General features: G+C 71.4%; 24 protein-coding genes. 7 read left to right on the top strand and 17 right to left on the bottom strand.

Annotation, left to right across the window (positions count from 1 at the left end; translation table 11 throughout):
* Positions 1–83 precede the first annotated feature (83 nt).
* From ACFY1U_RS21135 to ACFY1U_RS21085, 11 genes are all read right to left on the bottom strand, one after another.
* Positions 84–1,562: a sugar transferase gene (locus ACFY1U_RS21135; RefSeq protein WP_390695646.1), complete on the bottom strand. Its 1,479-nt coding sequence runs from the start codon at positions 1,560–1,562 to the stop codon at positions 84–86.
* A 1,002-nt stretch (positions 1,563–2,564) separates the two neighbouring features.
* Positions 2,565–3,560 (bottom strand): sugar phosphate isomerase/epimerase family protein, encoded by a 996-nt coding sequence (locus ACFY1U_RS21130; protein WP_390695645.1) that lies wholly within the window; start codon positions 3,558–3,560, stop codon positions 2,565–2,567.
* Positions 3,557–4,165 carry a nucleoside deaminase gene (locus tag ACFY1U_RS21125; protein ID WP_390695644.1) on the bottom strand — a complete coding sequence of 203 codons (609 nt, stop codon included), beginning with the start codon at positions 4,163–4,165 and terminating at the stop codon, positions 3,557–3,559. Before ACFY1U_RS21125 ends, ACFY1U_RS21130 begins: the two co-directional genes overlap by 4 nt.
* Positions 4,166–4,180: 15 nt before the next feature.
* Positions 4,181–5,743, bottom strand: a complete 1,563-nt coding sequence (locus ACFY1U_RS21120) for a GMC oxidoreductase (RefSeq protein ID WP_390695643.1) — start codon at positions 5,741–5,743, stop codon at positions 4,181–4,183.
* Between the two features lie 59 nt (positions 5,744–5,802).
* Positions 5,803–6,933: an ROK family protein gene (locus ACFY1U_RS21115; RefSeq protein WP_390695872.1), complete on the bottom strand. Its 1,131-nt coding sequence runs from the start codon at positions 6,931–6,933 to the stop codon at positions 5,803–5,805.
* An 8-nt stretch (positions 6,934–6,941) separates the two neighbouring features.
* Positions 6,942–8,297 (bottom strand): carboxylesterase family protein, encoded by a 1,356-nt coding sequence (locus ACFY1U_RS21110; protein ID WP_390695642.1) that lies wholly within the window; start codon positions 8,295–8,297, stop codon positions 6,942–6,944.
* A complete protein-coding gene (locus ACFY1U_RS21105) occupies positions 8,294–9,175 on the bottom strand; it encodes a carbohydrate ABC transporter permease (protein WP_390695641.1) in 882 nt (293 codons plus the stop codon). Before ACFY1U_RS21105 ends, ACFY1U_RS21110 begins: the two co-directional genes overlap by 4 nt.
* Entirely contained in the window at positions 9,172–10,092 is a 921-nt protein-coding gene (locus tag ACFY1U_RS21100) for a carbohydrate ABC transporter permease (protein WP_390695640.1), read from the bottom strand. Before ACFY1U_RS21100 ends, ACFY1U_RS21105 begins: the two co-directional genes overlap by 4 nt.
* Before the next feature lie 7 nt (positions 10,093–10,099).
* Positions 10,100–11,401 (bottom strand): extracellular solute-binding protein, encoded by a 1,302-nt coding sequence (locus tag ACFY1U_RS21095; protein WP_390695639.1) that lies wholly within the window; start codon positions 11,399–11,401, stop codon positions 10,100–10,102.
* A gap of 516 nt (positions 11,402–11,917) precedes the next feature.
* Positions 11,918–12,676 (bottom strand): hypothetical protein, encoded by a 759-nt coding sequence (locus ACFY1U_RS21090; RefSeq protein WP_390695638.1) that lies wholly within the window; start codon positions 12,674–12,676, stop codon positions 11,918–11,920.
* Positions 12,673–12,984 (bottom strand): PadR family transcriptional regulator, encoded by a 312-nt coding sequence (locus ACFY1U_RS21085; protein ID WP_390695637.1) that lies wholly within the window; start codon positions 12,982–12,984, stop codon positions 12,673–12,675. The genes ACFY1U_RS21090 and ACFY1U_RS21085 overlap by 4 nt, the downstream gene beginning before the upstream one ends.
* An 81-nt stretch (positions 12,985–13,065) precedes the next feature.
* Between ACFY1U_RS21085 and ACFY1U_RS21080 the strand changes: the two genes are divergently transcribed.
* The 6 genes from ACFY1U_RS21080 (at position 13,066) to ACFY1U_RS21055 (ending at position 18,128) form a co-directional block, all read left to right on the top strand.
* Positions 13,066–14,055 (top strand): hypothetical protein, encoded by a 990-nt coding sequence (locus ACFY1U_RS21080; RefSeq protein WP_390695636.1) that lies wholly within the window; start codon positions 13,066–13,068, stop codon positions 14,053–14,055.
* Entirely contained in the window at positions 14,052–14,216 is a 165-nt protein-coding gene (locus ACFY1U_RS21075; RefSeq protein WP_390695635.1) for a hypothetical protein, read from the top strand. Before ACFY1U_RS21080 ends, ACFY1U_RS21075 begins: the two co-directional genes overlap by 4 nt.
* Positions 14,217–14,261: 45 nt before the next feature.
* Entirely contained in the window at positions 14,262–15,749 is a 1,488-nt protein-coding gene (locus ACFY1U_RS21070) for a protein kinase (protein ID WP_390695634.1), read from the top strand.
* A 117-nt stretch (positions 15,750–15,866) separates the two neighbouring features.
* Positions 15,867–16,316 (top strand): ABC transporter permease, encoded by a 450-nt coding sequence (locus ACFY1U_RS21065; RefSeq protein WP_390695633.1) that lies wholly within the window; start codon positions 15,867–15,869, stop codon positions 16,314–16,316.
* Positions 16,313–16,435, top strand: a complete 123-nt coding sequence (locus tag ACFY1U_RS21060) for a hypothetical protein (protein ID WP_390695632.1) — start codon at positions 16,313–16,315, stop codon at positions 16,433–16,435. The genes ACFY1U_RS21065 and ACFY1U_RS21060 overlap by 4 nt, the downstream gene beginning before the upstream one ends.
* Before the next feature lie 307 nt (positions 16,436–16,742).
* Positions 16,743–18,128, top strand: coding sequence for an MFS transporter (locus ACFY1U_RS21055; RefSeq protein WP_390695631.1), 1,386 nt, complete (start codon positions 16,743–16,745; stop codon positions 18,126–18,128).
* Positions 18,129–18,168: 40 nt separating this feature from the next.
* Here the strand turns inward: ACFY1U_RS21055 and ACFY1U_RS21050 are convergent, their stop codons facing one another.
* The 4 genes from ACFY1U_RS21050 to lnt form a co-directional block, all read right to left on the bottom strand.
* On the bottom strand, positions 18,169–20,118 hold the full coding sequence (locus ACFY1U_RS21050) for a helix-turn-helix domain-containing protein (protein ID WP_390695630.1): 1,950 nt from the start codon (positions 20,116–20,118) through the stop codon (positions 18,169–18,171).
* A gap of 76 nt (positions 20,119–20,194) precedes the next feature.
* Positions 20,195–20,995, bottom strand: coding sequence for a 3-hydroxybutyrate dehydrogenase (locus tag ACFY1U_RS21045; RefSeq protein ID WP_390695629.1), 801 nt, complete (start codon positions 20,993–20,995; stop codon positions 20,195–20,197).
* Positions 20,996–21,049: 54 nt separating this feature from the next.
* On the bottom strand, positions 21,050–21,529 hold the full coding sequence (locus tag ACFY1U_RS21040; RefSeq protein ID WP_390695628.1) for an NUDIX domain-containing protein: 480 nt from the start codon (positions 21,527–21,529) through the stop codon (positions 21,050–21,052).
* A gap of 67 nt (positions 21,530–21,596) precedes the next feature.
* Entirely contained in the window at positions 21,597–23,207 is a 1,611-nt protein-coding gene (gene lnt / locus ACFY1U_RS21035; protein WP_390695627.1) for an apolipoprotein N-acyltransferase, read from the bottom strand.
* 245 nt (positions 23,208–23,452) lie between these two features.
* Here lnt and ACFY1U_RS21030 point away from each other — a divergent pair, with 245 nt between their 5' ends.
* Complete coding sequence (locus ACFY1U_RS21030) at positions 23,453–24,520, top strand: O-antigen ligase family protein (protein ID WP_390695626.1); 1,068 nt, start codon at positions 23,453–23,455, stop codon at positions 24,518–24,520.
* 9 nt (positions 24,521–24,529) lie between these two features.
* Here the strand turns inward: ACFY1U_RS21030 and ACFY1U_RS21025 are convergent, their stop codons facing one another.
* Together ACFY1U_RS21025 and ACFY1U_RS21020 are read right to left on the bottom strand one after the other, a co-directional pair.
* On the bottom strand, positions 24,530–25,075 hold the full coding sequence (locus ACFY1U_RS21025; RefSeq protein WP_390695625.1) for a hypothetical protein: 546 nt from the start codon (positions 25,073–25,075) through the stop codon (positions 24,530–24,532).
* A gap of 106 nt (positions 25,076–25,181) precedes the next feature.
* Entirely contained in the window at positions 25,182–25,967 is a 786-nt protein-coding gene (locus ACFY1U_RS21020) for a glutamate racemase (RefSeq protein ID WP_390695624.1), read from the bottom strand.
* Positions 25,968–25,986: the final 19 nt, after the last annotated feature.

The raw sequence follows: 25,986 nt of genomic DNA, 5'->3' as shown, positions 1-25,986 counted from the left end.
CAGGCCCTTGTGGCCTGCGGTCCCCCCAGCAAGGCCCTTGTGGCCTGCCGTCCACATGTCGGCCGGACGACGCACCCCGCGCATCAGTAGGCCCCCTGCCCGTGAAGCACCGCACGCATCGTCTTCCACAAGATCACCGTGTCGAGGGCGAGCGACCAGTCCTCCACGTACCTGAGGTCGAGGCGGACCGCCTCCTCCCACGGCAGGTCGCTGCGCCCGCTGATCTGCCACAGACCGGTGAGCCCGGGCTTGACCAGCAGCCGCCGCCGGATGTCCGGGTCGTACGCGGCGCACTCCTCCGGCAGGGGCGGCCGTGGACCGACGAGCGACATCGATCCCGTCAGTACGTTGAAGAGCTGCGGGAGTTCGTCTATCGAGTACCGGCGCAGCACTCCCCCCACCCGGGTCACCCTCGGATCGTCGCGGACCTTGAACAGCAGCCCTGCGCCCTCGTTCTGGTCGGCGAGTTCGGCACGTGCCCGGTGGGCGTCGACGACCATGGTGCGGAATTTGAGGATGGTGAACTCGCGGCCGTCCTTGCCGACCCTGCGCTGGCGGTAGAAGGCCCCGCCCCTGCTGTCCGCCAGCACGAGCAGCGCGACGAACACCATCAGCGGCGCGAACAGCATCAGCAGCACCGCCGAGCCGACCCGGTCGACGACCGCCTTGATGGCCCGGCGCCCCCCGGTGAAGGCCGGCAGGCTGACCCGCAGCAACGGGATACCGAGCACCGCGTCGACGTGCAGCCGCGGTCCGGCCACCTCCATCAGCACCGGCGCCACGACCATTTCGGCATCGCTGCCTTCGAGGTTCCAGGCCAGCCGCTGCAGCCGGTCCGGTGTCCAGTGCGGGTCGGGTGTGACGGCGACGACGCGGTAGCCGTCGTGGTGGACGTGCTTGGCGACGTCCGTCAGTCGGCCGACGACCGGCACTCCGTCCAGCTGGTCGCCGTCGCGCCCGCGGCCGTCCGGCGTGCACACGGCCTCAACACGCCAGCCGATGTGCGGGAACTTGCGGGTTCGGGTGATCAGGTCGCGCACGGTGGCCGGACTTCCGGCGGCGAGCACCGGCCTCAGGCACCGGCCTTCCTTGCGCTGCTTGTGCAGCCACAGGCGGAGCACATACCGCGCGGTCATGGTGACCAGCGCGATCGCGGGGATGGCGACGAAGATCCAGAGCTTGATGTTGCGCGAGGTGAGGGCTATCCCGCCGAGCGCCAGCACGACGGTGGCCGCGAACAGTGAGCGTCCGAGTCTTCGGAACTCCTCGGCGCCCTGGCCGAGCACGGCCGGAGCCCACGCCCGGCCGACCGCAAGCGCTGCCAGCACCAGCAGCCAGGTACCGAAGGCGAGTATCCCCCATTTCTCATGCCAGTTGGCCGCGTCCCGGGCCCCGAAGAAGTTGCCTATCGATGCCACCACCAAGGCGGTGGCCACGGTGTCGCTGGTGATCACGGTACGGCGGTACCGCTGTTCCCAGTCGTTCGCGGGCTGGCTCATCGCCTCTTTCGCCAGACGCCCGCGCGCCGACGAAAAAGGGTCGACTATTCCCCCCTGCCGCACAGAAACCCCCCGGTCCCCAGTGATACGACGTGTTCGTCCAACACGGCTGCCCCTCCCCCACGGGAGGCCCCCGCCTCCCGCACGCTTCCTCCCCTTGGGAGGTCCCCGCCCCCCGCGATGCGCTGTCCCTTCCCGAGAGAGGCCCCCGCCTCCCGCGCACGACATCACGGCTACTGCAACCCCACCTGAACAACTCGCCCTGGCCGCAGCGGACTCATATACCCGGCCAGACTCCCGAGTTGCACGGAGACCCGTCGGCACCTCGGATGCTCCCCGCACCCGAAGCCCCTTTCGGGCCCCAAGAATTGATCACCCCCACGTCGGCGCCAGAGACGCGGCTTCTCGCCGTCTGCATCGCCGACCCATGGATCACCATTTGTCGCCTCGTGTCCCAGCATGCGAAGCAAGGTCAATCTAGACCATCGGAACCCGCATGAAGAGAGGAACGTGTGGAATTTGTGCCCGAGATTTGAAGATGGCTCCAATGGATCGGTGGCGGCCTGCGGGTGCCATGGCGACGGAGGACGTGCCTGTGACCTGTGCTGCCGGGCTCGGACGGGGTCTGTCCGGCGAGATCTCGTCGGTGAGCACGGGGCGGTGGCTGCGAGCGGGGGCGGTCGACGGCACCCGGAAAACGGAATCTCGCCGCCCTGTTCACGCAGGCAGACACCGAGGCCGCGCAGACGGCCTGCCCCGGACCAGGGGGAAGTCAAGGGTCACTTTCGGCAATCTCCGCCATGGGGTGCCGCGTTCCGCACGGCACGTGGCCGACGCCGTCCCCGCTCCCGCTCGGCCGTCCGGGCCAGGACGCCGACGCCCTCGGCCCGGCTCGCGCGTGCGCAGCGCAGACGGACGTCGCCGATCATGCCCGCGCCGATGACCGCTGCCCGCAGGCGCGGGGCGCGCCGCGTCCGGACGGCCGCGGTCGCCGTCATGGGGGCGGACCGGGCGGGGTGGTGCCGTCGCCGCCGGGCGCGTGCGGGGAGCGCCCGGCGGGAGCCGTCAAGCCTGGCCCTGCCGTTCGATGTGCGCGGTGTGATCGTCCGCCGGCGGCCACGCCCGGGCCTCCTCCACGACGGCCCTCCCCGCCCGCAGAGCGGCAATGGGATCAGCCGCCTCGTCCAGCTCGACGAGGACGATGTCGGCGCCGGGCGTACGGGACATCGCGTCGGCCCATGCCTTCCAGTCCACGATGCCGGTGCCCATTTCGGTCATGTAGGGCTGTTGCTGAGCGAAGACCGTCTCGTCGATGGTGAGTTCGACGTCGATCGGCTTGACGGCGTCCTTCCAGTGCGCGAGTGCGATGCGCCGGGAGTGACGGCGCGCGACGGCGACGGGGTCGCCGCCGCCGAGTGCGATGTGGCAGGAGTCGGGGCACAGCCACACGTAGCGCGGATCGGTCAGGGCCATGAACAGGTCGATGTCCCTCTCGTACCAGAGTGTGCTGCTGGACTCCGTGTGGAAGGCGAGCTTCACGGCGTACCCGGAGACGGCCTCGCCGACCACATGGGCGATGTCGGCCATCCGGGTCATGTACGCGGCGTCCACGAAGAAGGGCGGACGCGTACCGAACGTCGTCCGCATCGGCAGTCCGGCGACGAGCACCTCCGCCCCCACCTCGGAGAGAAAGGCGGCGCGCCGCTCGGCGTCGGCGACGATCTCGGGCAGGTTGCCGCCCTGCCGCCAGTCGGGTGCGTCGCTGCCGGCGACGAACGCGCTCACCACGGACAGGCCACGGGCCGCCAGCTCGCGGCGGAAGGAGGCCGCGCTGCCGAAGGCGCGCAGGGCCGAGTCGATGTCGCCGGGTGCGAAGGTCAGCTCCAGGCCGGTGACCCCGGCCTCGGCCAGCGCGTCCATCACACGTTCCCAGAAGGGCCGAGGGTGCTCGCGGGCCCAGTCGCGCAGGGTGTCGGCGCAGTCCAGTCCCCAGAAGTCCGGGTGGTAGAAGGTGATGACGTCGGTCGCGAAGCGCGGTGCCGGCGAATCCAGTGGTGTCATGCGGTGCCTCCGCGGGCGTTGTAGACGGTGACGTCGTCGGCGTCGACGGCGTCCCGGTAGCCGCGGAACACGGCGAGCGCCTCGTCCCGCAGCACATCCCGTACGACCTTGATGCCGCGGGCCTCGAACTGCTCGGCCCAGTCCGCGCCGAGCGGGCCCTCGTCGAAGGTCGTGATCTCCTCCAGGTCCGGCCCCTCGCCCGCGACCACGAGCCCCCGCACCCCGGACCACATCGTCGCGCCGTAACACTGCACGCACGGACGCCAGTTGACGACCAGCTCGTGCGCCGGCAGGCCCTCGGCGCCCAGGTCCCAGCCTCCGGTCGCCATCTGGGCGAGGCCCAGCGCGACGACTTCGGCGTGCGCGCTGGAGACACCGGAGGCGAGCACGACGTTCACGCCGACCGAGAGGATCCGGCCGGTGTCCTGCTCGGCGACGAGTGCCGCGAACGGACCGCCGTTGCCCTCGCGCCAGTTGCGGTCGGCGAGGCGGTGCACGAGGTGCATCCGGTCCTCGCGATCGGGGATGACGGCCGGCACGTCGGCGAGTTCGTCGTCGATCCACGCGGGCAGCGCCACGCGGTATTCCTTCACGATGTCAATCACGGTTGTGGATCCCTCTCAGTGGACGGCGGGCGCGATGGGGGCCCCTCCCGCGCGAGGTTGTTCGAGCGTGGGGGAGCGTTCGGCGACGGCGCGCGCGGCCCGCACGGCGGTCACCGCGCCGGCCAGCGTGACGTTGGCGGCCATCGCGGTGGGGATCACGCCGTTGCCGGCGAGATACAGGTTGTCGAAGCCCCACACCCGGCCGTCGGGGTCGCACACGCTGGTGCCGTCGTCGGCACTGCCCGCCCGGACGGTGCCGGTCTGGTGCAGCGACGAGCCGGGCGGCAGCAGCGCCAGTTCGGTCTCGGGATCGAACGTGCCGAACTCCTCGGCGAGTGACCGGACCTGGTCCAGCGCCCGGCCGATCAGCTCGCGGTCGGCGTCGGAGTAGCCGAACTCGACGGTGAACCGCGGCATTCCGGCGAGGTCGGTGTCCGACTCCGAGAAGACGAGCCGGTTCTCGGGGCGGGACTCGACAGGGGCGTACAGCGACAGGCCCACCGAGTGCGCAAGGGGGCGGCCGGCCTCGTCCACGTACGTGCGGTTCATGATCTGGCCGTGGAACGGCTGTGCCGCTCCGTTCTGCGGCAGCCAGAGCGAGTCGGTGGCGAACTCGCCGGGGAGCGGCAGGGGCAGGGCGTCGAGGTCGATGCCGAACCGGTCGAGGTCGAGCAGCACCCGGGCGCTGATGAACGCGTGCTCGTTGAGCTGACGCCCCAGTGCCGCGGGCCGTATGCCGGACGCGAACAGCAGTTGCGGGGTGCGCAGGGCGTCGGCGCACACCACCACGGTGTCCGCGAGGAGTTCGGACTCGGCGCCGTCGGCCACGCGGCGCAGCCGGGCGCCGGCGACCCTGCCGCCCTCGGTGACGAGAGCGGTGGCGAGGGTGCCGGTGAGGAGCGTGAAGGCCGGGTCGCCGCCCGCCGCGATCGCGGGGAAGACCGTGCCGGGAGCCGTGCGCGGCATGGGTCCCGCCGAGGTCGCGGTGACCGCCATCGGCATCGGCTGCGGCCGCCGGTCGTCCGGTCCGACGCCGTCGTAGCGTCGGCGCAGCACATCAAGTACCCGCTGGCCGACCGGAGTTGGGCCGATGGCGGCGGGCGTGACCGCGAGCAGACGGCGCGCGGTGTCCAGATCCGTCGCCCAGCGGTCCGGGTCGCCGAAGTCGAACACCTCGTCCCCGGCGGGCCAGGGGGTCGCGGCGGTCCAGTGCACTCCCATGCCGCCCGCGTTCCACGCGAGGGCGGCAGCCGGCATCGCTTCGGCGTCCTCGCCGAAGGCGAGCGCGTGGAACATTCCGGGTGGCAGACCGGTGATGCTGTCCGCGACCTCGCGCACCACTTCGGCGCCCGTGTAGAGGCCCTGGATACCCGTGGCGATCCGTTCGTTGTAGCGCGACCACAGGGTCGGGTCGTCGAGGTCGTGCAGGTGCAGGCCGGGGGCCGGTCCGATCGGCCGGCCGCCGTCGACCATGGTGATGTCCAGCGTCGGATCGGTGTCCCGCAGCAGCCGGGCCACGACGGATCCCATGATGCCGCTGCCCACGATGAGGACGCCGGTCCTGCTGGTGCCGGTCATGGTTGGGCTCCTGTCCTGCGAAACGTGGTGCGGGGGAAGGTGGGGACGGGGGTGCGCGATCACGCGCTCGGGACGGGTGGGCCGAACAGCTCGGTGTCCATGTGGTCGAGCACGAACTTGACGGCGCCGATGAGCGGGCCGTCGAAGCCCAGTGCGGTGGCGCGCAGTTCGACGGCGGGGGTACGGGCGCCGCGCATCGCCTCGCGCACCCGGGGCAGCAGCACGTCGGCCGCGTCCTCCAGCCCCCCGCCCAGCACGATGAGTGACGGCGCGACCGTCCACGACAGGGTGGTGAGGATCGATGCGATGTTCTCGACGAACTCGTCGACCTCCGCGAGCGCTGCCGCATCACCGGCCCGAGCCGCGTCGAAGCGGCCAAGCGCGACCCGCCGCCGGGCCGGATCCGGTGAGGTCAGCCACGCCGCGGGACGGTCCTCGACCGAGCCGGCCGGCAGCGACACGGCCTCGGCGATCTCGCCCGCGGCGCCTTCGAGACCACGGTGTACCTCCCCGCGTATGAGGATGCCGAGACCGGTCCGGTTGCCGAGCATCGCCCATACGACGTTGTCGTGGTCACCGGCCGCGCCTCGCCAACGCTCGGCCAGCGCACCGAGGTTGGTGTCGTTGTCCGCGAACCACGGCACGCCGATGCGCCGCCCGAGTTCTTTGGGCAGGTGCACGCCTTCCCATCGCGTGGTGTGCACCAGACGTCGTACGACGCCGTCGTCGTCGATCGCGCCACCGCTCGCGAGCGCGCCGGCCCGCAGCCGGTCGGCCGACCCGCCCGCGTCGTCGAGCGCCTCCAGCACCAGCGCCGCCGCGTCGTCGAGCGTGGCCTGCGGATCCTGGTAGGCGCGCAGCGGCCGGTGCGCCCGGCCGACGATGCGGCCGCGCACGTCGGCGACGACCGCGGACACATCCTGGGTGGTGATGCGCACGGCCGCCAGCAGCGCGTGGTCGGCCCGCAGTTCGTACCGGCGGGCGGGGCGCCCGGCGCAGCCGCTCACCGGCACCCGGTCGAGTTCGCTCACCCAGCCCGCGTCGACGAGTGAGTCCAGGATGAGTTCGATGGTGCGGCGGGACAGGCCGACCCGCTCGGACAGCTCGGCCAGCGTCATCGACCCAGCCGACACCGCCAGCGCGCGAAGGATCACCGAGGTGTTGACCCGCCGGACGGCGCTCTGGTTCATCCCGGGCATCAGCACGCCTCCGCCGTAACGGACCCAGCGGCCACCACCGGGTCGAACACGCCTGTGGTGTCGGCCGCCGGTGGCGCCCCGGGCCTGCCGTACTCGCGAGCGGGGTCGCCGAGCCTCCCGGTCGCCGGCTCCCAGGCCGGCGACCGGCCGTGGACGAACGCGGCCAGGTCGGCGTGCATGGACGCGGCGAGTTCCGGGGGCGGCTGCGTTCCGAGGGCCTCGGCGGTACCCGGCGCGTCGAGTACGTCGAAGAAGAACGGGATGTCCGCGCAGTGCACGGCTCCACCGAGTACGGGGGAGGGCCATTCGAAGGAGTACAGCCAGGTGCCGGCGGTGGCGTCGCGACGCGAGGCCGCCGCGCGCGGACAGGCGGCGCGGAACAGGGTGTCCGTCACCCGGGTGCCCATCGCGCGAGCGGCGGCGTTACGGATGCCACCGCCGCCGTCGAACTCGTCGCCCGTCGCGCCGAGCAGCAGCGGTACGCCGTGCCCGTGCACGGCCAGTCCCTCGGCGACGGGCACCGGAAGGACGTCGTCGCCGACCACCGGACCGAACACGGGCGGGCCGTCGTCGCCACGTTCGCTGCGCAGCAGCTGGACGCCCAGCTGAACGGCTTCCACCGTGAGGCCGCCGAAGCCGTCACGCGTCGGCGGCACCCCGAGCCGGTCACCCAGTTGCCCGGCGAAGTGGCGCGCGGTGTCCGCGCCCACCTCGAAGAAACCGCCGGACACACTGACGGCCCGATGGAAGCGACCAGTGCCGAGGGGCGAGGAGAGCAGGGCGAGCACCGCACCGCCGCCGGCCGACTGACCGGCGAGGGTGACCCGGTCCGGATCACCGCCGAACGCGGCGATGTTCTCCCGCACCCAGTCGAGCGCGAGCAGCAGGTCGAGCAGCCCGAGGTTCGGGGGTACGCCGTCCAGCGGGGCGAACCCGTCGACGCCGAGGCGGTAGCCGGGCGTCACGGTGACGATTCCGTCGCGGGCGAAGGCGCGGCCGTCGTACCAAGGACTGGCCGGGCTGCCCGCGAGGAAGCCGCCGCCGTGGATCCACACCAGCACCGGGCACGACACACCGTCCGCGGGAGCGACGACACTCAGGTTCAGCACGTCGTCGCCCGGCACCGACGGCTCCGGAATGGTGGTCGCGGTGAACAGTGGCACGCACTGCGAGGTGGCACCGTGCCGGGACGCGTCGAACGGCTGCGTGAACCGGCCGCGTGGCACCGGCGCCGCGAACCGCCGTGCACCCACGGGTGCTTCGGCGAACGGCATGCCGAGGAAACGCCGTACCCGGCCGGTACGGCGGCCGACGACCGTACCCGCGGGAGCCTCCACCACGTCCACCGCGGTCACCGCATTCCCGTTCCGGAGATGCCCTGCACGAAGTAGCGCTGCAGGAACAGGAAGAGGACGAGGACCGGCAGCATCACGACGATCGCGCCGGCGAGCATCAGACCGTAGTCGGTGACGTGCGCGGAGGCCTGGCTGGTGGCGGCCAGGCCCACCGGTAGCGTGTAGCTGGAGGTGCTCTGGGCGACGACGAGCGGCCAGATGAAGTTGTTCCACGAGTAGAGGAACGACATGATCGTGATCGTCGCGACGGCGGGGCCCGCCAGCGGCAGGAAGATCCGGAAGAAGATCCGGAACTCGCCCGCCCCGTCGATCCGGGCCGCTTCCAGCAGTTCGTCAGGGACCGACAGGGCGTACTGCCGCATGATGAACACGGACAGTGGCAGCGCCGCACCGGGCAGGGCGATACCGGTGAGGGTGTCCGCCAGGCCCAGATCGACGGTGATCACGAACTGGGTGACGAACACCGTGGTGAACGGCACCATCAGCGCCGCCATGACCGCGCCGAACGCGATCCGCTTGCCCGCGAAGTCCAGTTTGGCGAGCGCGTAACCCGCGGCCGAGGCCGCCACGATGTTGCCGGCGACGACGATGACCGCGACCACGATGCTGTTGACCAGGAACCGCCCGAAGCCCTGGGTCCTGAACAACCGTACGAAGTTGTCGAGGGTGACGTGGCGCGGAAGCCAGGCGCCGGGGTCGGAACGGATCTCGCCGAGGCTGCGCAGCGAGCCGCTGAGCACCCAGACGAACGGCAGCAGCGTGAGCAGCGCGCACAGTACGAGCGCGCCGTACAGCACGGGACGGGCGACGGACCGGCGGCGCACGTCCGTCCGTTCGCCTGTCATCTCGGCATTCCGCGGTGCGGCGATGGTGGTCATGCGCGAGGCCTCAGCATTCGGAACTGGACGATGCTCACCAACATCACGAGCAGGAGCATCACGAAGGACGCCGCGGAGGACATGCCGAACTCGCCGACGCCGAACTGGTGGTAGGTGTACAGCGCCACCGACTCGGTGGAGCCCAGCGGGCCGCCGCCCGTGAGCAGATACGGCTCGTCGAACACCTGGAGGTAGAAGACGGTCAGCAGCACCGACACCATCAGCGTGGTCGGCATCAGCAACGGCAGTGTGATGTGCCTGAGCTGCCGCCACCGGCCGGCCCCGTCGAGGGAGGCGGCCTCGTACACGTCCTGCGGCACCGCCTGCAGACCGGCGAGGAACAGCACCATCGCGATGCCGAAGTTGCGCCAGACACCGAGAGCGATCACCACGGGCATGGCCAGGTGCGTGTCGTCCAGCCAGTTCGGTCCGGCGAAACCGATGGCGCCGAGCACCTTGTTGACGGTGCCGTCGACGTTGAAGGCGTACTGCCAGATCATGGCGACGGCGACGACGTTCGTGACGACCGGCGCGAAGAAGACCGTACGGAAGGTGCCGCGCAGCCGCCGGATGCCGGAGTTGAGCGCGAGGGCGAGCGCGAACCCGACCCCCATCGTCAACGGCACACCGACGGCCACGAACAGGACGGTGTTGAGGATGTCCCGCAGGAAGCTCGGGTCCTCCAGCAGCCGGAGATAGTTCTGCACTCCGGTGACGTTGACGGCGAGCGGATGCCGCAGGTCCGTGCCGCGCAGATCGGTGAGGCTGAACCCGAGCGCGGCGACGGTGGGTATCGCCGTGTAGAGCAGGAACACGAGGGCGAACGGTGCGAGGAACAGCCAGGCGACAGCGGTTCGCCGGGCGCCCCGGGGCCGACGCGCACCGCGCGGCGTCGCCGGTCCGATGATGGCGGTCATCCGGGGATCACCCCTTGCCCGTGCCGAGACTCTCGGCGTATGCCTGCACGTTGGCGGCGGCCTTCGCGGCGGTCCCCTTGCCCTTGGCCACGGCTTCCATCTCCTTGCCCAGCCGGGTGGCGACCTGCTGCCAGGTGCTCACCTGCGGGAACGCCCGGGTGTTCTTCAGCTGCGCGAGGAAGGCGTCCAGCAGCGGCTGGCCCGCGATGGCCGGGTTGGCCCAGGCGGAGGCGACGGCCGGCAGCGAGCTGTACGCCTTGTACTGCGCGACCTGAGTGCTCGGCTCGGAGACGTACCGGATGAACTTCCAGGCCGCGTCCGCGTTGCCGCTGTCGGCGAGCACCCCCCAGCTGCCCCCGGCGGAGAAGGAGGTGCTGCCCGACGGTCCGGCCGGCAGCGGTGCGGTGGCGACGTCGGACGCCGTCCAGCCGGTCTTCTTCGCGACCGCGTCGAGCTGGCCGATGACCCACGGGCCCGTGATCATGCAGGCGGTCTTGCCCGAGACGAAGTACGGCTGCGCGTCGAGGAACGTGGGCCCGCTGGTGTCGGCGGTGCCCGAGGTGAAGAACGACGCGTTGTACTTGATCGCGTCGACCATCGCCGGCGTGTCGAGCGTCCACTTGCCGCCGGACGAGAGCAGCGAGCCGCCCGCCTGCCAGGCGTACATCGCGACATCCTGGCCGTTGAAGATGTCCCAGCCGATGTCCGCCCCGAGCCCGTGGCCGGCGCCGGCGCGCTGCAACGCCTTGAAGAACGGCACCACGTCGTCCCATGTCGTCGGCGCCTTGACGCCCGCCTTCTTGGCGAGGTCGGAGCGGTAGACGAGCGCGTACGTGTAGGCGTACCAGGGCACCGTGTAGACGACGTTCTTCACCACACCCGCGTCCCACAGACTCGTGAAGAAGGCGGACGGGTCGACGAGACCGTCGGGGACGGGCCGCAGGATGGACGGATCGAGGAACTGCGCCTGCGACTCGGGGAAGAACTGTGCGACATCGGGCCCCTTGCCCGCTGCGATCGCCGACTGGAGCTTGGTGTAGTACTCGGCGTTCGGGATCAGCGTGAACTTCACCGTGAGCTTGGGGTTCGCGGCCTTGAAGGGCTTGATGACCTTGTCGAGCACGTCGGCGTCGCCCTGGGCGGCCCAGACGTTGACGGTTCCCTTGGCCTGGGAGTTGTCGACGGGCTTGGCGGTTGCGGCGCTCGCGGCGTTGTCACTGCCGCGACCACAGCCTGCCAGGGCGAAGCTGCCGAGGAGAGCTGTGCCGGCGGTCAGCCGTAGGACACCGCGTCTGGAGGGGTGGGACACGCTGGGCTCCTGTCTCATGGCGCTGAGCGCACAGGGGATTTCGGGGAAAGTAGCGATTTGGGTCCGATGGGATGTGATCGGCGTGATGGCGCCTTTACGGCGTGGCAGTGACCGTAGGCGTGACGGGTTGCCGCGGCATCGCGCGTCCGTCACCGCGAAATTTCGGAAGTTGTAGCAAAATCCATCTGCGCCGCATCCGACCGGGGCCCGGTGCGTGCTGACTGGTGGGTGATTCAGCACGGCGGTTCGTCGAGCAAGTACCAGCTCGGTGCTGTGGACGGCTCGGGTGGACCGCCGGGCAGGGCAAGCAGCTGACGCCGGCGCGGTCGGAGATGCGCGCCAGGCCCCGCCTGGGCCGTCGGGCGCGTCGCCCTCGGGTTTCCTCGTCCGGGCGGGTGAGTGCAGCCGATCCGCATCGACTTCAGGAACGACGCGGTAGCGCTGTACCGCGCGGCGGGTGGGAAGCGCACGAATCCGCCGCGGCCACCGCTCCGGCGCCCCTCCGGGGCGTTCGTCTCAGTGCCGTCGCAGATCGTGACCGATGCTGATGGCCGTGGCGGCCAGAAGACCCAGCGCCGGCGTCACGGCGAGGGAATCCGGGCGAGCAGCGGTGCCGACGGCGGCGAGGAGGTTCTGGCCCGCGGCGACGGCCAGTCCGGTCCCGGTGCACACAAGGGCCGTGGACAGTCGGTGCGTGGTGGGCAGCGTGGCGGTCCGGGCGATGCGGGCGACGAGGACACACAGGCGGAGTGCGACGAATCCGAGCGTGAGCCAGTAGTAGGTGACCACGGCGGTATCGGCGAAGCCGGTGAGGTGTTCGGCCGTGCCGCTCCACGCCGTCAGGCACAGGGCCACGACCGCGGCGGCCGGGGCGGCCAGGGTGCGGACCGCTGTGGCGGTCATGCCGCGAAGTGCCTGTCCGCTCAGCGGTGGAAGCGGTGCGGCGAGGACGATGCCCAGCAGGAACGGGACCAGCCACAGGCTGGTCGCGGGCTGACGGATGTCGGCCGTCAGGGTGGTGGAGGGCTCGGCGGAGCGCAGCAGCAGCCCGGTGGCCGCGGTGAGCGCGAACAGGGCGACGGTCAGCACGCGGCGGGTCTGGCCGGTGAATGTCTCGGGCCAGTCGCCGGGGTGGAGCCAGAGCCGGGCGGCACCGGCGAGAGTGTCGGGCCAGGAGCGGATTCCGCTGGCGGACACCTCGTGACTGATGTCCTCGCCCCATCGCTCACGCACGGCCGGCGGGTAGAGCCGGATCAGGAGTGTGGCCGCGTTCATGCCGGGGTGATCCCGAGTGCGCGCAGGCCGGCGGCGGAGATCCGGGCCATCTGCTGGAGTTCGGCGCGCAGTTGGTCCCGGCCCGCGTCGGTGATCCGCATGGTGCGGTGCCGTTCCCGGGCCTCGCCCTCCTCGTCCGCGGCCTGGATCAGCCCGCGCCCTTCCAGCCGGGCCAGCGCGCCGTAGAGGCTGCCCGGACCGAGTCTGCTGCCGGTCAACTCCTCGATCGCCGTGTTGATGGCGTATCCGTGCAGCGACCTGTCCGCGAGGGCGGTGAGCACGAGCATCTGGGCGTCGTTGCTGTGCATGGGTCTCCTCGTCTCCCGACCCCATACTACGAGCCGCGATACTACTTGTCACGTAGTACGAGACGCGTACTATGACGATTCATGGAACCCATGGAGGAGAACGGGTGGGCGCCCTCGGCCGTGGTCTGGGCAGCCCTCGGCGCCGCCGCTGTGTTCGAGGCTCTGACGGTGCTGGAGACCCAGGACAAAACGGTCAGGGCCGCGAGCCCGTGGCAGGACGACCCGTACGACGTGATGGTGTCCCTGGCTCAGTTCACGGTGCCGATGCTCGCCCTGGTCATCGCCTTGCGGCTGCTCGTGTGGGGGGCGCCGGGCGGTGCGGACCGGGCGCGGCAGACGCTGCGTGCGGCGGGGGTGATGCTCACGCTGGCCGGGCTCACGCTGGCTTCCGAGTGGGCCGCAGTCGTCGTCAGGGGCTCCTTCTCGGTCTCTGGATGGGCATCGGTGCTGATCGGCGGACTGGTCGTCAACTCCGTACTGACCGTGAGGGCGGCGGCGTCGCTCGTGCGATGTCGTCGTCGGCACGGCTCGTCAGGCGGTTGGCGGCACGACTGGCTCGGCGACGCCGTCATCGTCTGCCGGCGCGTTCCCGTGCTGCGACGCTGGGTCGGTCCGGACACCGCGGCCTGGGTGCGCCGCCGCACGATGACCGTGTTCGTGGTGCTGAGCCTGCTGGCGGCAGCGACGGTGACGAGTGCGCAGGCCATCGGCGAACGCTGGACGGACCCTCTGCTCATCGCCTGGTTTCTGCTCGTTGCGGCCACCTCCAACCTCGTGTTCTGCGTGATCAGCAACACGGTTGCCGGATTCATCGCGCGCCCGCCGCGCACCCGGCTCCGCCGTATCGGCGAGGCGTCGGTGGTCGCCGGCTGCATCGCGATCAGCGTGGCGACGGCGTTCCGCGACGTACTGTGGCCCGTCTTCGGATCGGGATCGCTGACGTCCGTACCGGCCCTGGTCGCACTCACGCTCGGCGCGGGTCTGGGCACGTCCATGATCACGGCGGCTCTCCTGCTCACCTGCACACGCGGTGCCTCGCCTCGCGATCACGACGGTGCCGCTTCGGCGTGATCACCACCCCGCGCATACTCCTCAACGGCTCGAACGCCCTGCACGCGGTGCGGGTCGTCCTCCCGTGCACCAGGCGCAGGCCCGGCAGTGAGCTCGCGCGCCCGCTCCGCGACCCGCCGGGCTGCGGCGGTGGCGATCAACCCGTCGCGGTGGCGCCGTAAGCTGCGCCGGGGTTCTAATCGCGGGAGGCGTGGGTGGGGCGGGATATGGTCCTCAGCGGCCGGTACGAGCTGGTCGAGAAGCTCGGTCAGGGCGGCATGGGAACGGTCCATCGGGGTGTGGACCGGCAGCTGCGCCGTACCGTCGCAGTCAAGCTGCTCTCCTCACAGCTGGCGCACGATCCGCAGTCGCGAGCCCGCTTCCGGCGCGAGGCCCACGCTGCCGCCGCGCTCAACCATCCAGCGGTGGCCACCATCCACGACGTCGGCGAGGAGCCGCACCCGGACGGTCCGCGGCCGTACCTGGTCATGGAGTACGTGCAAGGCGCCACCCTCGCCGAGGTCCTGCACGACGGCCCGCTCCCCGTCGCCAAGGCGGTCAACGCGGCCTGCGCGGTACTGGATGCGCTGCGACACAGTCACGAACGCGGAATCGTGCACCGGGACATCAAGCCCTCGAACATCATGCTCACCGGACCCGAAACCGTGAAGGTCCTCGACTTCGGCATCGCCAAGGCGTTCACCGAGGCCGCCACCCGTATCACCGGCAGCGGTGCGGCCATAGGCACCCCGGCTTACCTCTCTCCCGAGCAGATCAGCGGCGCGGAGATCGACCACCGGGCCGATCTCTACGCGATGGGGTGCCTGCTGCACGAACTGCTGACCGGGCAGACCCCGTTCCGTGGCGATTCGCCGTTCGCCGTCATGCACCAGCACCTGTACGCCGAACCCGAGCCGGTCTCCCGGCTTCGACCGCAGATACCGCCGGCGGTCGAGGCAGTGATCCTGCGCGCGCTGCGCAAGGACCCGGCGGAACGATTCGTCGATGCGGGACAGATGCGCGCAGCCCTCGCCGACGCCCTGGCACAGGCCTCCATGCCGACGGCCCAGGCCACCACGCCCCGGCCCCCGGCGACGAGGTCCGCCGACCGAACCACGCTCCGCGACAAGTTCCGTATCTCACTGCGCCCTTCCGCCGACAGCGCCCTGGCTCTGCTCGGATGCCTGCTTTCGGTGCTGTGCGCACATGGCCAACTGGTGGACACCGCCCACTTCGGCCGGATCGCCATCGCGGCCGGTGTGCTGGGCGTGGTGACGCTGCCGTGGTCGACACGCCTGTCGTGTGCGCTGGGCTGGGGGCCGGTGGCCGAGGCTGTGGCGGTCAACTCCGAACTGCGGCGCGCCTACGTCGGATGGCACGGTTCGTATGTCGGTATCGCCGCTCTGCTGGCACTGGCCGCCGTCTGCTGCCTCGTCAGCGCGGTACGCAGCCGGGAGCGCGCCGTCGGCTCGCTGGTCGCCTTCTGGTTCAGTGCCACCGCGTCGATCTGGTACTTCCTCGACGACCTGCACAAGCTCTTCGTCTTCTACCTGCTGCTGTCCCTCGTGGCCATTGCCACTGTGTCGTGGGAGACGGTCGGACTCGTACGGCGCCGGGCGAGGAACGGACGGTCGGCGCCGGAAGGGCTCTCCGCCGGCCTGACGCCACCTGGTCGCCGGCCCACGACCACACCGACCCGAAACCTCAGGGCATGACGAGGTCGAGGTCGTAGGGCGGGCCGGGAGCCGGGGCGGCCCGCGACACCCGTTTGGGAGGTCGGAGCTGTCGTCTTCACCGGCCAGTTGGCGTGCGGTGAGTGTGCAGACGCCGGGGTGAGGGGTGACGAGCTGGTCCTCCTCACCATCGCTGGCGCCTGGCACGGCCGCCTCCGCCTGGCCCGCGACATCACCGTGGCCGCCGCCCGCGCAGCACTCCAACTCGCCGCAGTCGGTGCCCTGCTGCTCCTGGTCTTCCGCCACACCGGACTCGCCGGAGCCATCGGCCGGCTCGCCCTCACGGTCCTCATCGCCGACCGGGTCATCGCCCGCCGCACCCCCGCCCTGCCCCGGGCCCCGCTCACCGCGACCGTCGGAATCACCCTGGGCACGGCAGCGACCATGGGCACCCTGCTCGCCCTTGGCGTGATCGCCACCCGGGCCCGCGTCGTCATCCCTGTCGGCGGCATGATCGTCTCCGGCTTCATCAGCCTCCCCGGCGCCATGACCGGCCTCATCCTCGCCGGAGTCGACCCTTCACCGCGATCCGATACCAGATGGTCGTGATGAACATGCTGCTCGCCGCCGCACTGGCCGCCCTCATCGCGGTCCGCCTCGCCGAACGCGTCCTGTTCGACGACGCCCACCGCCTCCGGCCGCTCGCAGCGCAGCCCGCCGACCGCTGACTTTCAGACGCAGACCCGACGCTGAGCCGATCAACCCCAGATGTCCGGTTCAACGGAGCGTAGTCAGCACCAAAGCAGCACGGGAGTCAGCACCGCACCGTCACATCACCTCGAACCGTGCGTCCGGGACAGCACTCGTTTCGACCATCTTCGAGCCCCTGAACCGCCCTTCCGTGAGCCGGCATGGTGGCCGCACGCATAGGCAACGCTCGAACTATGTTGCCCCACCACATGTGCGCCTGACCTGCATGTTTCTACCGTGTGCCGACACGTACCCGTCCCCGACGCACACGAGGAAGTGGCGCACATGGCCTCCGGAACCACCGCTCCCCCACCACCCGTGAACCTCAAGCGCATCGTCGCCGCCAGCCTCATCGGCACCACCATCGAGTGGTACGACTTCTTCCTCTACGGTTCCGCCGCCGCGCTCGTCTTCAACAAGCTGTTCTTCCCGGACTCCGACCCCCTGGTCGGCACGCTCCTGTCCTTCCTGACGTACGCCGTCGGGTTCGCCGCCCGCCCACTGGGCGCGCTCGTTTTCGGGCACTACGGCGACCGGATCGGGCGCAAGAAGCTGCTGGTGCTGAGTCTGCTGCTGATGGGCGGGGCGACGTTCGCGATCGGGTTGCTGCCGACGCACGCGACGGTCGGAGCGGCCGCGCCCGTGCTGCTGACAACTCTGCGCCTGATCCAGGGCTTCGCGCTGGGCGGCGAGTGGGGCGGGGCCGTGTTGCTGGTCTCCGAGCACGGGGATGCCCGGCGGCGCGGTTTCTGGGCCTCGTGGCCGCAGACCGGTGCGCCCGCGGGGCAGTTGCTCGCCACCGGTGTGCTGTCCCTGCTGACGGCCGTGCTGTCGGACGACGCCTTCGGGACCTGGGGCTGGCGGATCCCGTTCCTGCTCTCCGGAGTGCTGGTGGTCGTCGGTTTGTGGATTCGTCTGTCTGTCGATGAATCGCCCGTGTTCCAGCAGGCGTTGGCACAGGCCGAGGCCCGCAAGGCCGACCGCGGTGCGCAGGCGGAGAAGCTGCCGCTGGTGTCCGTGCTGCGCCATCACTGGCGGGACGTGCTGGTCGCCATGGGGGCGCGCATGGCGGAGAACATCAGCTACTACGTCATCACCGCGTTCATCCTCGTCTACGCCACCACTTCGGCCGGCGTCACCAAGCAGACCGCGCTCAACGCGGTACTGATCGCATCTGCCGTGCACTTCGCGGTCATCCCGGCCTGGGGCGCACTGTCGGACCGGGTCGGACGGCGTCCGGTGTATCTGCTGGGCGCGGTGGGCGTGGGGCTGTGGATGTTCCCGTTCTTCTCGCTCATCGACACCGGCGGCTTCGGCAACCTGATCCTCGCGGTCACCGTGGGTCTGGTGCTGCACGGTGCGATGTACGCACCACAAGCCGCCTTCTTCTCCGAGATGTTCGCCACCCGGATGCGTTACTCCGGTGCCTCGATCGGCGCCCAGTTCGCCTCGGTCGCGGCGGGCGCCCCGGCCCCCCTGATCGCCACCGCACTGCTGGAGGACTACGGCAGCTCCACCCCGATCGCCCTGTACGTCATCGCCGCGGCCGCTCTGACGGTCCTCGCGGTGGCGGTCGCCAAAGAGACACGTCAACGGGACCTGGCCGACGTCGAAGCGTCCACGGGCGCGGAGCCTGCGCCGGCCCCGGCGGCGGACGCCCGCACCGTGTGACCTGCCGTCAGCCCGCCCCCGTACGCCTCGCGTACGGGGGTCAGTGCTGTGCGCGGGCCGACAACCGGTGCAGCCGCAGGGCGAGTTGGATCTCCAGGGCGCGGGCGGGGTCCTGCCAGTCGTCGCCCAGAAGGCGGGCCACGCGCTCCAGGCGCTGCGCCACCGTGTTGACGTGGACGTGCAGTTCGTCCTTGGTGCGGGCCGGGCTCATGCCGCAGGTGAAGTAGGCGTCGAGGGTGTGCACGAGGTCGGTGCCGCGTCGTTCGTCGTAGGCGACGACCTGGCCGATGGTGCGCTCCACGAAGCCGGCGATGTCCCGGTCCCCGGCGAGCAGCAGGCCGAGGAAGCCGAAGTCCTCGGCCGCTGCCCCGTCGCCGGAGCGGCCCAGCAGGCGCAGGGCGTCCAGGCAGCGTCGGCCCTCGGCGTAGGCGGCGGCCGCCGTGTCGGGGTGGGCGGCGAGGTCCCGGACAGGGGCCGAGGCGCCGACGGTGACCGCCTCGTGGACCGCCGTGCCCAGTTGGCGGGCGGTGCGGCGGGCCACATCGGTGGCGGTGTCGCCGGGGGCCAGCGGCAGCAGCAGGACGGTGCCGCCGTCGCGCGCGGCGGCCAGGCCGTGCCGGGTCGCGGCGAGGTGCGAGGCAGCGGACCACAGGCGGCGGCGGGCGGCCGCTTCCTGGTCGGCGTCGGGTGCGGTGCCGTCGAGTCGGGCGGCGAGCACCACGTGGGTGGCGTCGAGGTCGGCGTGCAGCCGGGACGCCCGCTCGCACAGCAGACGCGGGTCGCGGTCGCGGGCGTCCAGGAGGTCGTCCAACAGCTCGCCGCGGACGCGCCGTTCGGCCTCGGCGGCCGAGCGTCTGGCGAGCAGCAGCAGCGAGGTGACCATCGCGGCCCGTTCCAGGGTGAGTTGGTCGACGGGGTCGAGGCCGGGGTGGCCACGCAGGACGAGCGCGCCGAGCAGTTCGCCGCCGGCGGCCACGGCGGCGATCCAGTCGTCCTCGTGCCGTACGGCGTGACCTTCGGCCCGGGACGCCTCCAGGGGTGCTGCCGGTGCGTCACCCGCCTCGGTGAACTCGACCGTGCCGTCGAGGACTTGGGAGACCGCCGCGGCCACGTCGTGGACCCCGCCGCCGCGCAGCACCAGCTCCGCGAGCCGGTCGTGGACGTCGGAGGCGCGCTCGATGACGGCGCTGCGGTCCCGGATGATCTCGTTGGCGCGTTCCAGACCGGCGAGGGCCGAGCGGGTCTCGCTGAGGAGGTTGGCGGTGTCGATGGCGGCCGCGGCCAGTGCGGCGAACGAGCCGAGCAACGCGATCTGTTCCCGTTCGAAGACCCGGGCGCGCCGGTCGGCCGCGAACAGGACGCCGATGACGTGGTGGCCCAGCATCAGTGGTACACCGAGGATGGCGACCAGGCCCTCGTCGCGCACTCCGGAATCGATGGCGTGCGTGTGCTGGAAGCGGTCGTCCTTGAAGTAGTCGTCGGTGACGTACGGGCGTGCCGTCTGGGCCACGAGGCCGCCGAGCCCCTCCCCCATGCCGAGCCGCAGCTGCTGGAAGCGGGCGGCGACCGAGCCCTCGGTCACCCGCATGTAGGTGTCGCCGCGGTCCGGGTCGTTCAGACTGAGGTAGGCGACATCGGTGCCGAGCAGGGAGCGGGCGCGCTGCACGATCGCCTGCAGTACGGCGTCCAGGTCCCGCAGGCCCGCCAGGTCGTGGGCGGTCTCGAAGAGAGCGGACAGTTCGGCCTCGCGGCGACGGCGCCCCTCCAGTTCCGCGCGCACGCGCAGCGCGAGCAGCTTGGCGTGCTCGAGCGCGGCGATCGCCTCGGCGGGTCGACCCTCGGCTCGGGCGAGCAGCACCGGCTGCTCGTAGGCGTCGGCGGACGCACCCCGGGCCAGCAGCTGAAGGAACGGCGTCTCGGCGCCGGTGAGCGCCCCAGCTGCGGCTTCTGCGTCGGTGCGCTCGGCGGACTGCACGTGATCGCGGGACATGCCCACAGGATTACTCATCACACGGCCGCCCCGTCAGCCCTGTGGACAACTTGCCGATGCACTGCGGCCTGCCCGCTCAGTGCGCGGTCCAGCCGCCGTCGAGGACGAGCGAGGTACCGGTCACGAAGGAGGCCTGCGGGCTGCACAGATAGGCCACGGCCTCAGCGACCTCCTCCGGTTCGATGAGCCGTTTGACGGCGCTGTCCTGAAGCAGCACCTCCGCTAGGACGCGTTCCGCGGGGATGCCGTGCGCCTGCGCCTGGTCGGCGAGCTGCTTCTCGACGAGGGGGGTGCGCACATAGGCGGGGTTCACGCAGTTCGAGGTGACGCCGTGGGGTGCGCCTTCGAGGGCGGCTGTCTTGGACAGGCCCTCCAGACCGTGCTTGGCCGCCACATACGCCGACTTGTAGGCCGAGGCGCGCAGTCCGTGGACGGAGGACACGTTGACGATGCGGCCCCACCCCTGGCCGTACATGTGGGGCAGCGCTCCGCGGATGAGGCGGAACGGCGCCTCCAGCATCACGGTGAGCACGGTGTGGAAGACCTCGGGCGGGAACTCCTCGATGGGGCGCACCAGCTGCAGCCCGGCGTTGTTGACCAGCACGTCGGTGCCCGCGGCGGCCAGTTCGGCGGCGTCGAGGTCGGTGAGGTCCAGGACGAGGGGTTCGACCGTGCCCGCGAGGCCCCGGGCCTGCTCGGCCAGCGTGTCCAGGCCCTCGGCGTCCCGGTCGACCGCTCTCACCTTGGCCCCGGCGGCCGCGAGGCGCAGCGCACAGGCGCCGCCGATGCCACCGGCGGCGCCGGTGACGAGGGCGGTGCGGCCGCCGAGGTCGAGGGAGGGGGCGTGGGGAGCCGGGAGGGCGCTGGGCGGGGTCATGTCCCGACCCTAAGCAGCAGCCCCGCCTCCCCACATGTGCTCACCACCCATATTTCACTCGGAACTCATGGGCTCGAACCATGTGGGTTCGTCGAACAGGGCCTGCTTGATCCGGAAGTGGTGGTAGTCGGTCATGTCCGGCAGCTCGTCCAGCGCGAACCAGCCGACCGCCAGGGACTCGTCGTCGTTCACCCGGGCCTCGCCGTCGATGGCGCGGCAGCGGAAGCAGAGGTCCATGAACTGGCAGATGTCGCCGTTGGGGTAGGTGACCTGCCGTCCGGAGCGCACCGTGATCAGCCGCTCGACCTCGGCCCGGACGCCCGTCTCCTCCTGCACCTCGCGCACGATGGCGGCGGCGGGTTGCTCACCGGGGTCCGGGATGCCGGAGATCAGCGCCCAGCGGTGGTTGTCCGCGCGCTGCCCGAGCAGGACTCTGCCCGCGTCGTCGAAGACCACGGCGCTCACGCCGGGAAGCCAGAGCAACTGGTGGCCTGCGGAGGCCCGGATCTCGCGGATGAAGTCAGGAGTTGGCATGACACCGACCCTAAGGGCCGGTGTCCCGGTCCCGGCGCACTTCAAGGGGCGTGCGCCGGGCGTACGGCTACACGTTCCGGGCGCGCCGCCCGCGTACACCGGCGCCGATCGCCCAGCCGAGGCCCCCCGCGGCGACCAGTACCAGGGCGATCTCCGGCAGGATGCCCACGCGAGTGGCGGGCGTCTCCGAGGAGCGCAGCGGAACCTTCTGCACCAGGTGGGCGTGGACGAACATGCCGGTCTTCTGCGTGATCTTCCCGTCCGGCATGATGACCGCGCTGACGCCGCTGGTGACGGGGACGGTGACGGTCCGGCTGTGTTCGACGGCGCGGACGCGGGACATGGCGAGCTGCTGGTAGGTCATCTCGCTGCGGTCGAAGGTCGCGTTGTTGCTCGGCACGGAGATCAGCTGCGCCCCGTCGGTGACCTCGGAGCGTACGGCCCAGTCGAAGGCGGCCTCGTAGCAGGTGACCAGGCCGATCTTGGCGTGGTCCATGCTGAAGACGCCCGGCTTGGTGCCGCGGCTGAAGTCCTGGTGGACCATCGAGGTCCAGTTGCTGTTGATCGCGCCGATGAAAGAGCGCAGCGGCAGGTACTCGCCGAACGGCTGGATCTGCCGCTTGTCGTAGCTGTCGGTGGGACCCTTCTTGGGGTCCCACAGGATCTGCTCGTTCCACAGCTTGCCGTCCCGCTCGACGACGCCGCCGACCGAGACGGGCACACCGATCGCCTTGGCCGCGCCGTCGATGACGGCGTACGCGTCGGCGTTGGCGAAGGGGTCGACGTCGGAGGAGTTCTCCGGCCACAGCACGAAGTCGGGCCTGGGCGTCTTGCCGGCCTTGACCTCGGCGGCCAGGCGCAACGTCTCGCGTGCGTGGTTGTCGAGCACGGCGCGCCGCTGGGCGTTGAACTCCAGCCCGGAGCGCGGCACATTGCCCTGGATGAGGGCGACGGTCGCATAGCCGTCCTCGGCCTTGTCGCTGACCAGCGAGCGGGCGGCGACCGCGCCGACGACCGGGACGGCCACACTCAGCAGGGCGACGGCCGCGGCCGACCGCTGGACGGCCCGGGTGCGCCGCGCGTCCAGGGCGAGGCGTACGACCTCGTAGAGGCCGAAGCCGCACAGCACGACCGCGAAACCGAGGACCGGGGTGCCGCCGACCGCCGCCAGCGGCAGGAACACGCCGTCGGCCTGACCGAAGGCGATCTTGCCCCAGGGGAAGCCGTTGAACGGCACGCGCGCGCGTGCCGCCTCGCCGGCCGTCCATACCGCTGCCGCCCACACCGGCCACGCGGGCAGCTTGGACACCGCGGCAACGCCCGCGCCGACCAGCGCGACGAAGATCGCTTCGATGGCCACCAGCGCCAGCCAGGGCACGGGGCCGACCTCCACTCCGGTCCACACCAGCAGCGGCAGCAGGAAGCCGAGGCCGAAGAGGTAGCCGAGGCCCAGGCCCGCCTTCCAGGTGCGGCCGCGCAGCACCCAGCCGAAGACGGCGAAGGCCGGAACGGCCAGCCACCACAGGGTGCGGGGCGGGAAACTGACGTAGAGCAGCACTCCGGAGAGCGCCGCGGCGAGGGCCGGAACGAAGCGTACGAGGCGCGCCGCGCGCGATGCGGGCGCGCCCTGCGGCTGCAACTGGTCCGACTCGTCCACGGAGGTTGCGGTGACGGTCACTCCGGGAGTGTACGGCGCGTGACTTTGACGGGGACAGCACGGTCCGCAGGGCGGCACGGGACCCCGGACCGCACAGGAGCCGTATCGTTCCTGCGCAACTCGGTCCAACTCATCCACAAAACCTCCATCAGCCGTTACGGTGTGCCCAGCCACAGTCGCGCGGCCGGTCACGGCCTCGGCGGCCTGGGTCGTTCGAGGTCGGGGGGCTTCGGTCCGGTTCGGGGGGCGGGGTGGGTTCCACAGGGATGACGTCTGAAGCCGGTCCGGGGGAGGCCGGCGAGAGACGAAGCGTTTCCGATGCGGTGGGCGTGGTGGTGCTCGGGGCGTGCGCCACCTGGTCGCTGGTCACGGCGACCGTGCATGACGGCCGCCCGGAGGGTGTGCTGCTCGCGGTCCTGGCGGTGGCGGCCGGTTATGCCGCGGGGCGGATCTGCGGGGCGTTGCTGCCGGTGGCCGCGCCGTGTGCCGGGGCGCTGGCCGGGCTGGGCCTGGCGGTGGCCGTGCCGCACCTCACCCCTGGGCCGCAGATCGTGGCACCGCTCGGACACGCCGGTGCCACTGCCGCGCTGCTGACCCTGTGTGTGGGCGCCGCGTGCTGCGCGGCCTGGGCCGCCGACTCGCCGGCGGGGCGGTTCGCCATGGGCGTGCTGGCCGCCGGTATCACCGTGACCGCGGCCTTCCTGGGGTCGATCAGCGGTTTCGTCCTCTGCAGCGCCGTGCTGCTGTGCTCGCTGGCCGCCGGCCGCATGCACAGCCGTGCAGCGGGCATCGCCGGACTCGCGCTGACCGTGGCCCTGGTCACCGGTCTGACCTGGGCCGTCGCGGGAAATGCGCTGCCCGAGGGGCTGACCACGTCCTTGGACGGCCCGCTCACCCAGCACCGGGTCCAGCTGTGGCAGGACGCCCTGCACATGGCGCACCACAACGCCGCGCTGGGCGTGGGACCGGAGCGTTTCGGTGAACTGAGCACGACGGCAACCCGCACCCTGCTCTCGGACGGCAAGCCGCACTCGGCGCTGCTGCAGCAGGCATCGGAACAGGGCGCCGTAGGGGTGGTTCTGCTGGGGGCGTCGTTCTGCTGGGTGCTGCATGGGCTCTGGCGCTCTCCCCGGCCCACGCCGGTGGTGCTCACCGCGGGAGCGGCCCTGACGGGACTCGCGGCGATCGCCGCGGTCGGCAACGCGCTCAGCTTCACCGCCGTGTCGGTCGGCGCCGGCCTCCTCGCCGGCCTGGCCACCGCCCGGCCGCTGGCCGAGGACTCACCTCAGCAGGAGGTGGCCGTACGCCCGCGTCGTGACCGGCTCACACCGTGACGTGGCTGCTCAGTGCAGTGCGCCGGTCGTGCCCGGACGCAGCCGGTCCTTGATGACCCGTACCGCCGCCTCGGCGTTGTCCACGGTGACGGTGAACGTGTGGCCGTCCCACAGGCGCAGGACGACGCCCTCGCCGCGCCGCACGACGACCGCGGTTCCCTTCTCGGGACGCCAGCGGTAGCCCCAGCCGCCCCACTGGCGCGGGTTGACGTGCTCCGCGAACTCGGCGCCCGCGACATGGGAGAGCGGAATGCGGCGGCGCGGCACCCCGATGTGCCCGCAGCGCACCTCCAGGCACTCCGTGTCGAGCTTCAGATCGACGTGCAGGAAGGCGAGCGTGCCGAAGAGGACCAGCAGCCCGGCGGCGATGCAGCCGACGACGGCCATGACGAGCGGGGCGATGCCCGACGTCCAGGCGGAGTCGACGGCCAGCTCGATGCCGAGCGCCATGACAGCCGCGCCGGCAAGCGCCGGCAGCCACTGGACCCGCTTGGTGGCGTGCCCGGTCCAGACATCGGGGTGCTTGGCTTTCTCACCGTGGGGGTGGTCCCTCATGGCTACGAGGTTACTCAGGTTTCGCTGTGCGGGCACCGAGTCGCGGAGTGTGACTGTGCCGACGGCACCGATCGCGGACCCAGGGCGTCCGTTTCGCGGCTCTCGGTCACCGTGCGGGGCTGACCGCCTGCAGGAGCCGGCCTTCCTCGTACGCCAGGGCGGGCGCGAGGAGGGCGCCCTCGCGCCCGCTCAGGAGCACCGTCAGGGTTCCGGTGGCCGGCGCTTCGGGGGCGGGCTGCTCGCCGAGGCGGCGCAGCGCCTGGGCGGCGACGGCGCCCGCGGAGCCGTGCAGGACGAGCGGCGGGAAGCCGGGCTGCTGCACGGCGGCACGGATGCGCTCGGCGACGAGCTCGTAATGGGTGCAGCCCAGGACGACGGTCGTTACATCGCCGGGGGTCAGTGCGGCGGCCGCGGCGACGGCGGTGTCGATGGCCGCCTCGTCGGCGTGCTCCACGGCCTCGGCGAGCCCGTGGCAGGGCACCTCGGTGACCGTCACACCGTCGGCGAACTCCGCGATGAGGTTGCGCTGGTAGGGGCTGCCGGTGGTGGCGGGTGTCGCCCAGATCGCCAGGGGGCCGCCGCCCGCAGCGGCCGGCTTGATCGCCGGGACGGTGCCGATGACCGGCAGCTCGGGTTCGAGGCGGGCGCGCAGCGCGGACAGGGCGTGCACGGACGCCGTGTTGCAGCCGACGATCAGGGCGTCCGGCTTGTGCGCGGCGGCCGCCTCGGCGACGGCGAGAGCGCGCGCGGTCAGGTCCTCGGGGGTCCTGGGGCCCCAGGGCATGCCGTCGGGGTCCAGGGACAGCACGAGATCCGCGTCGGGCCGCAGACGCCGTACCGCAGCGGTGGCCGCCAGCAGACCGATTCCGGAGTCCATGAGCGCGATCTTCACCCGGCCACGATAGACGATG

Origin of the sequence: Streptomyces sp. NPDC001351, assembly GCF_042896045.1 — a bacterium.
In the GTDB taxonomy this organism is placed as follows: domain Bacteria; phylum Actinomycetota; class Actinomycetes; order Streptomycetales; family Streptomycetaceae; genus Streptomyces.
Note: the sequence above shows the minus strand (reverse complement) of the source record. Positions and strands in the feature narration are given on the sequence as shown.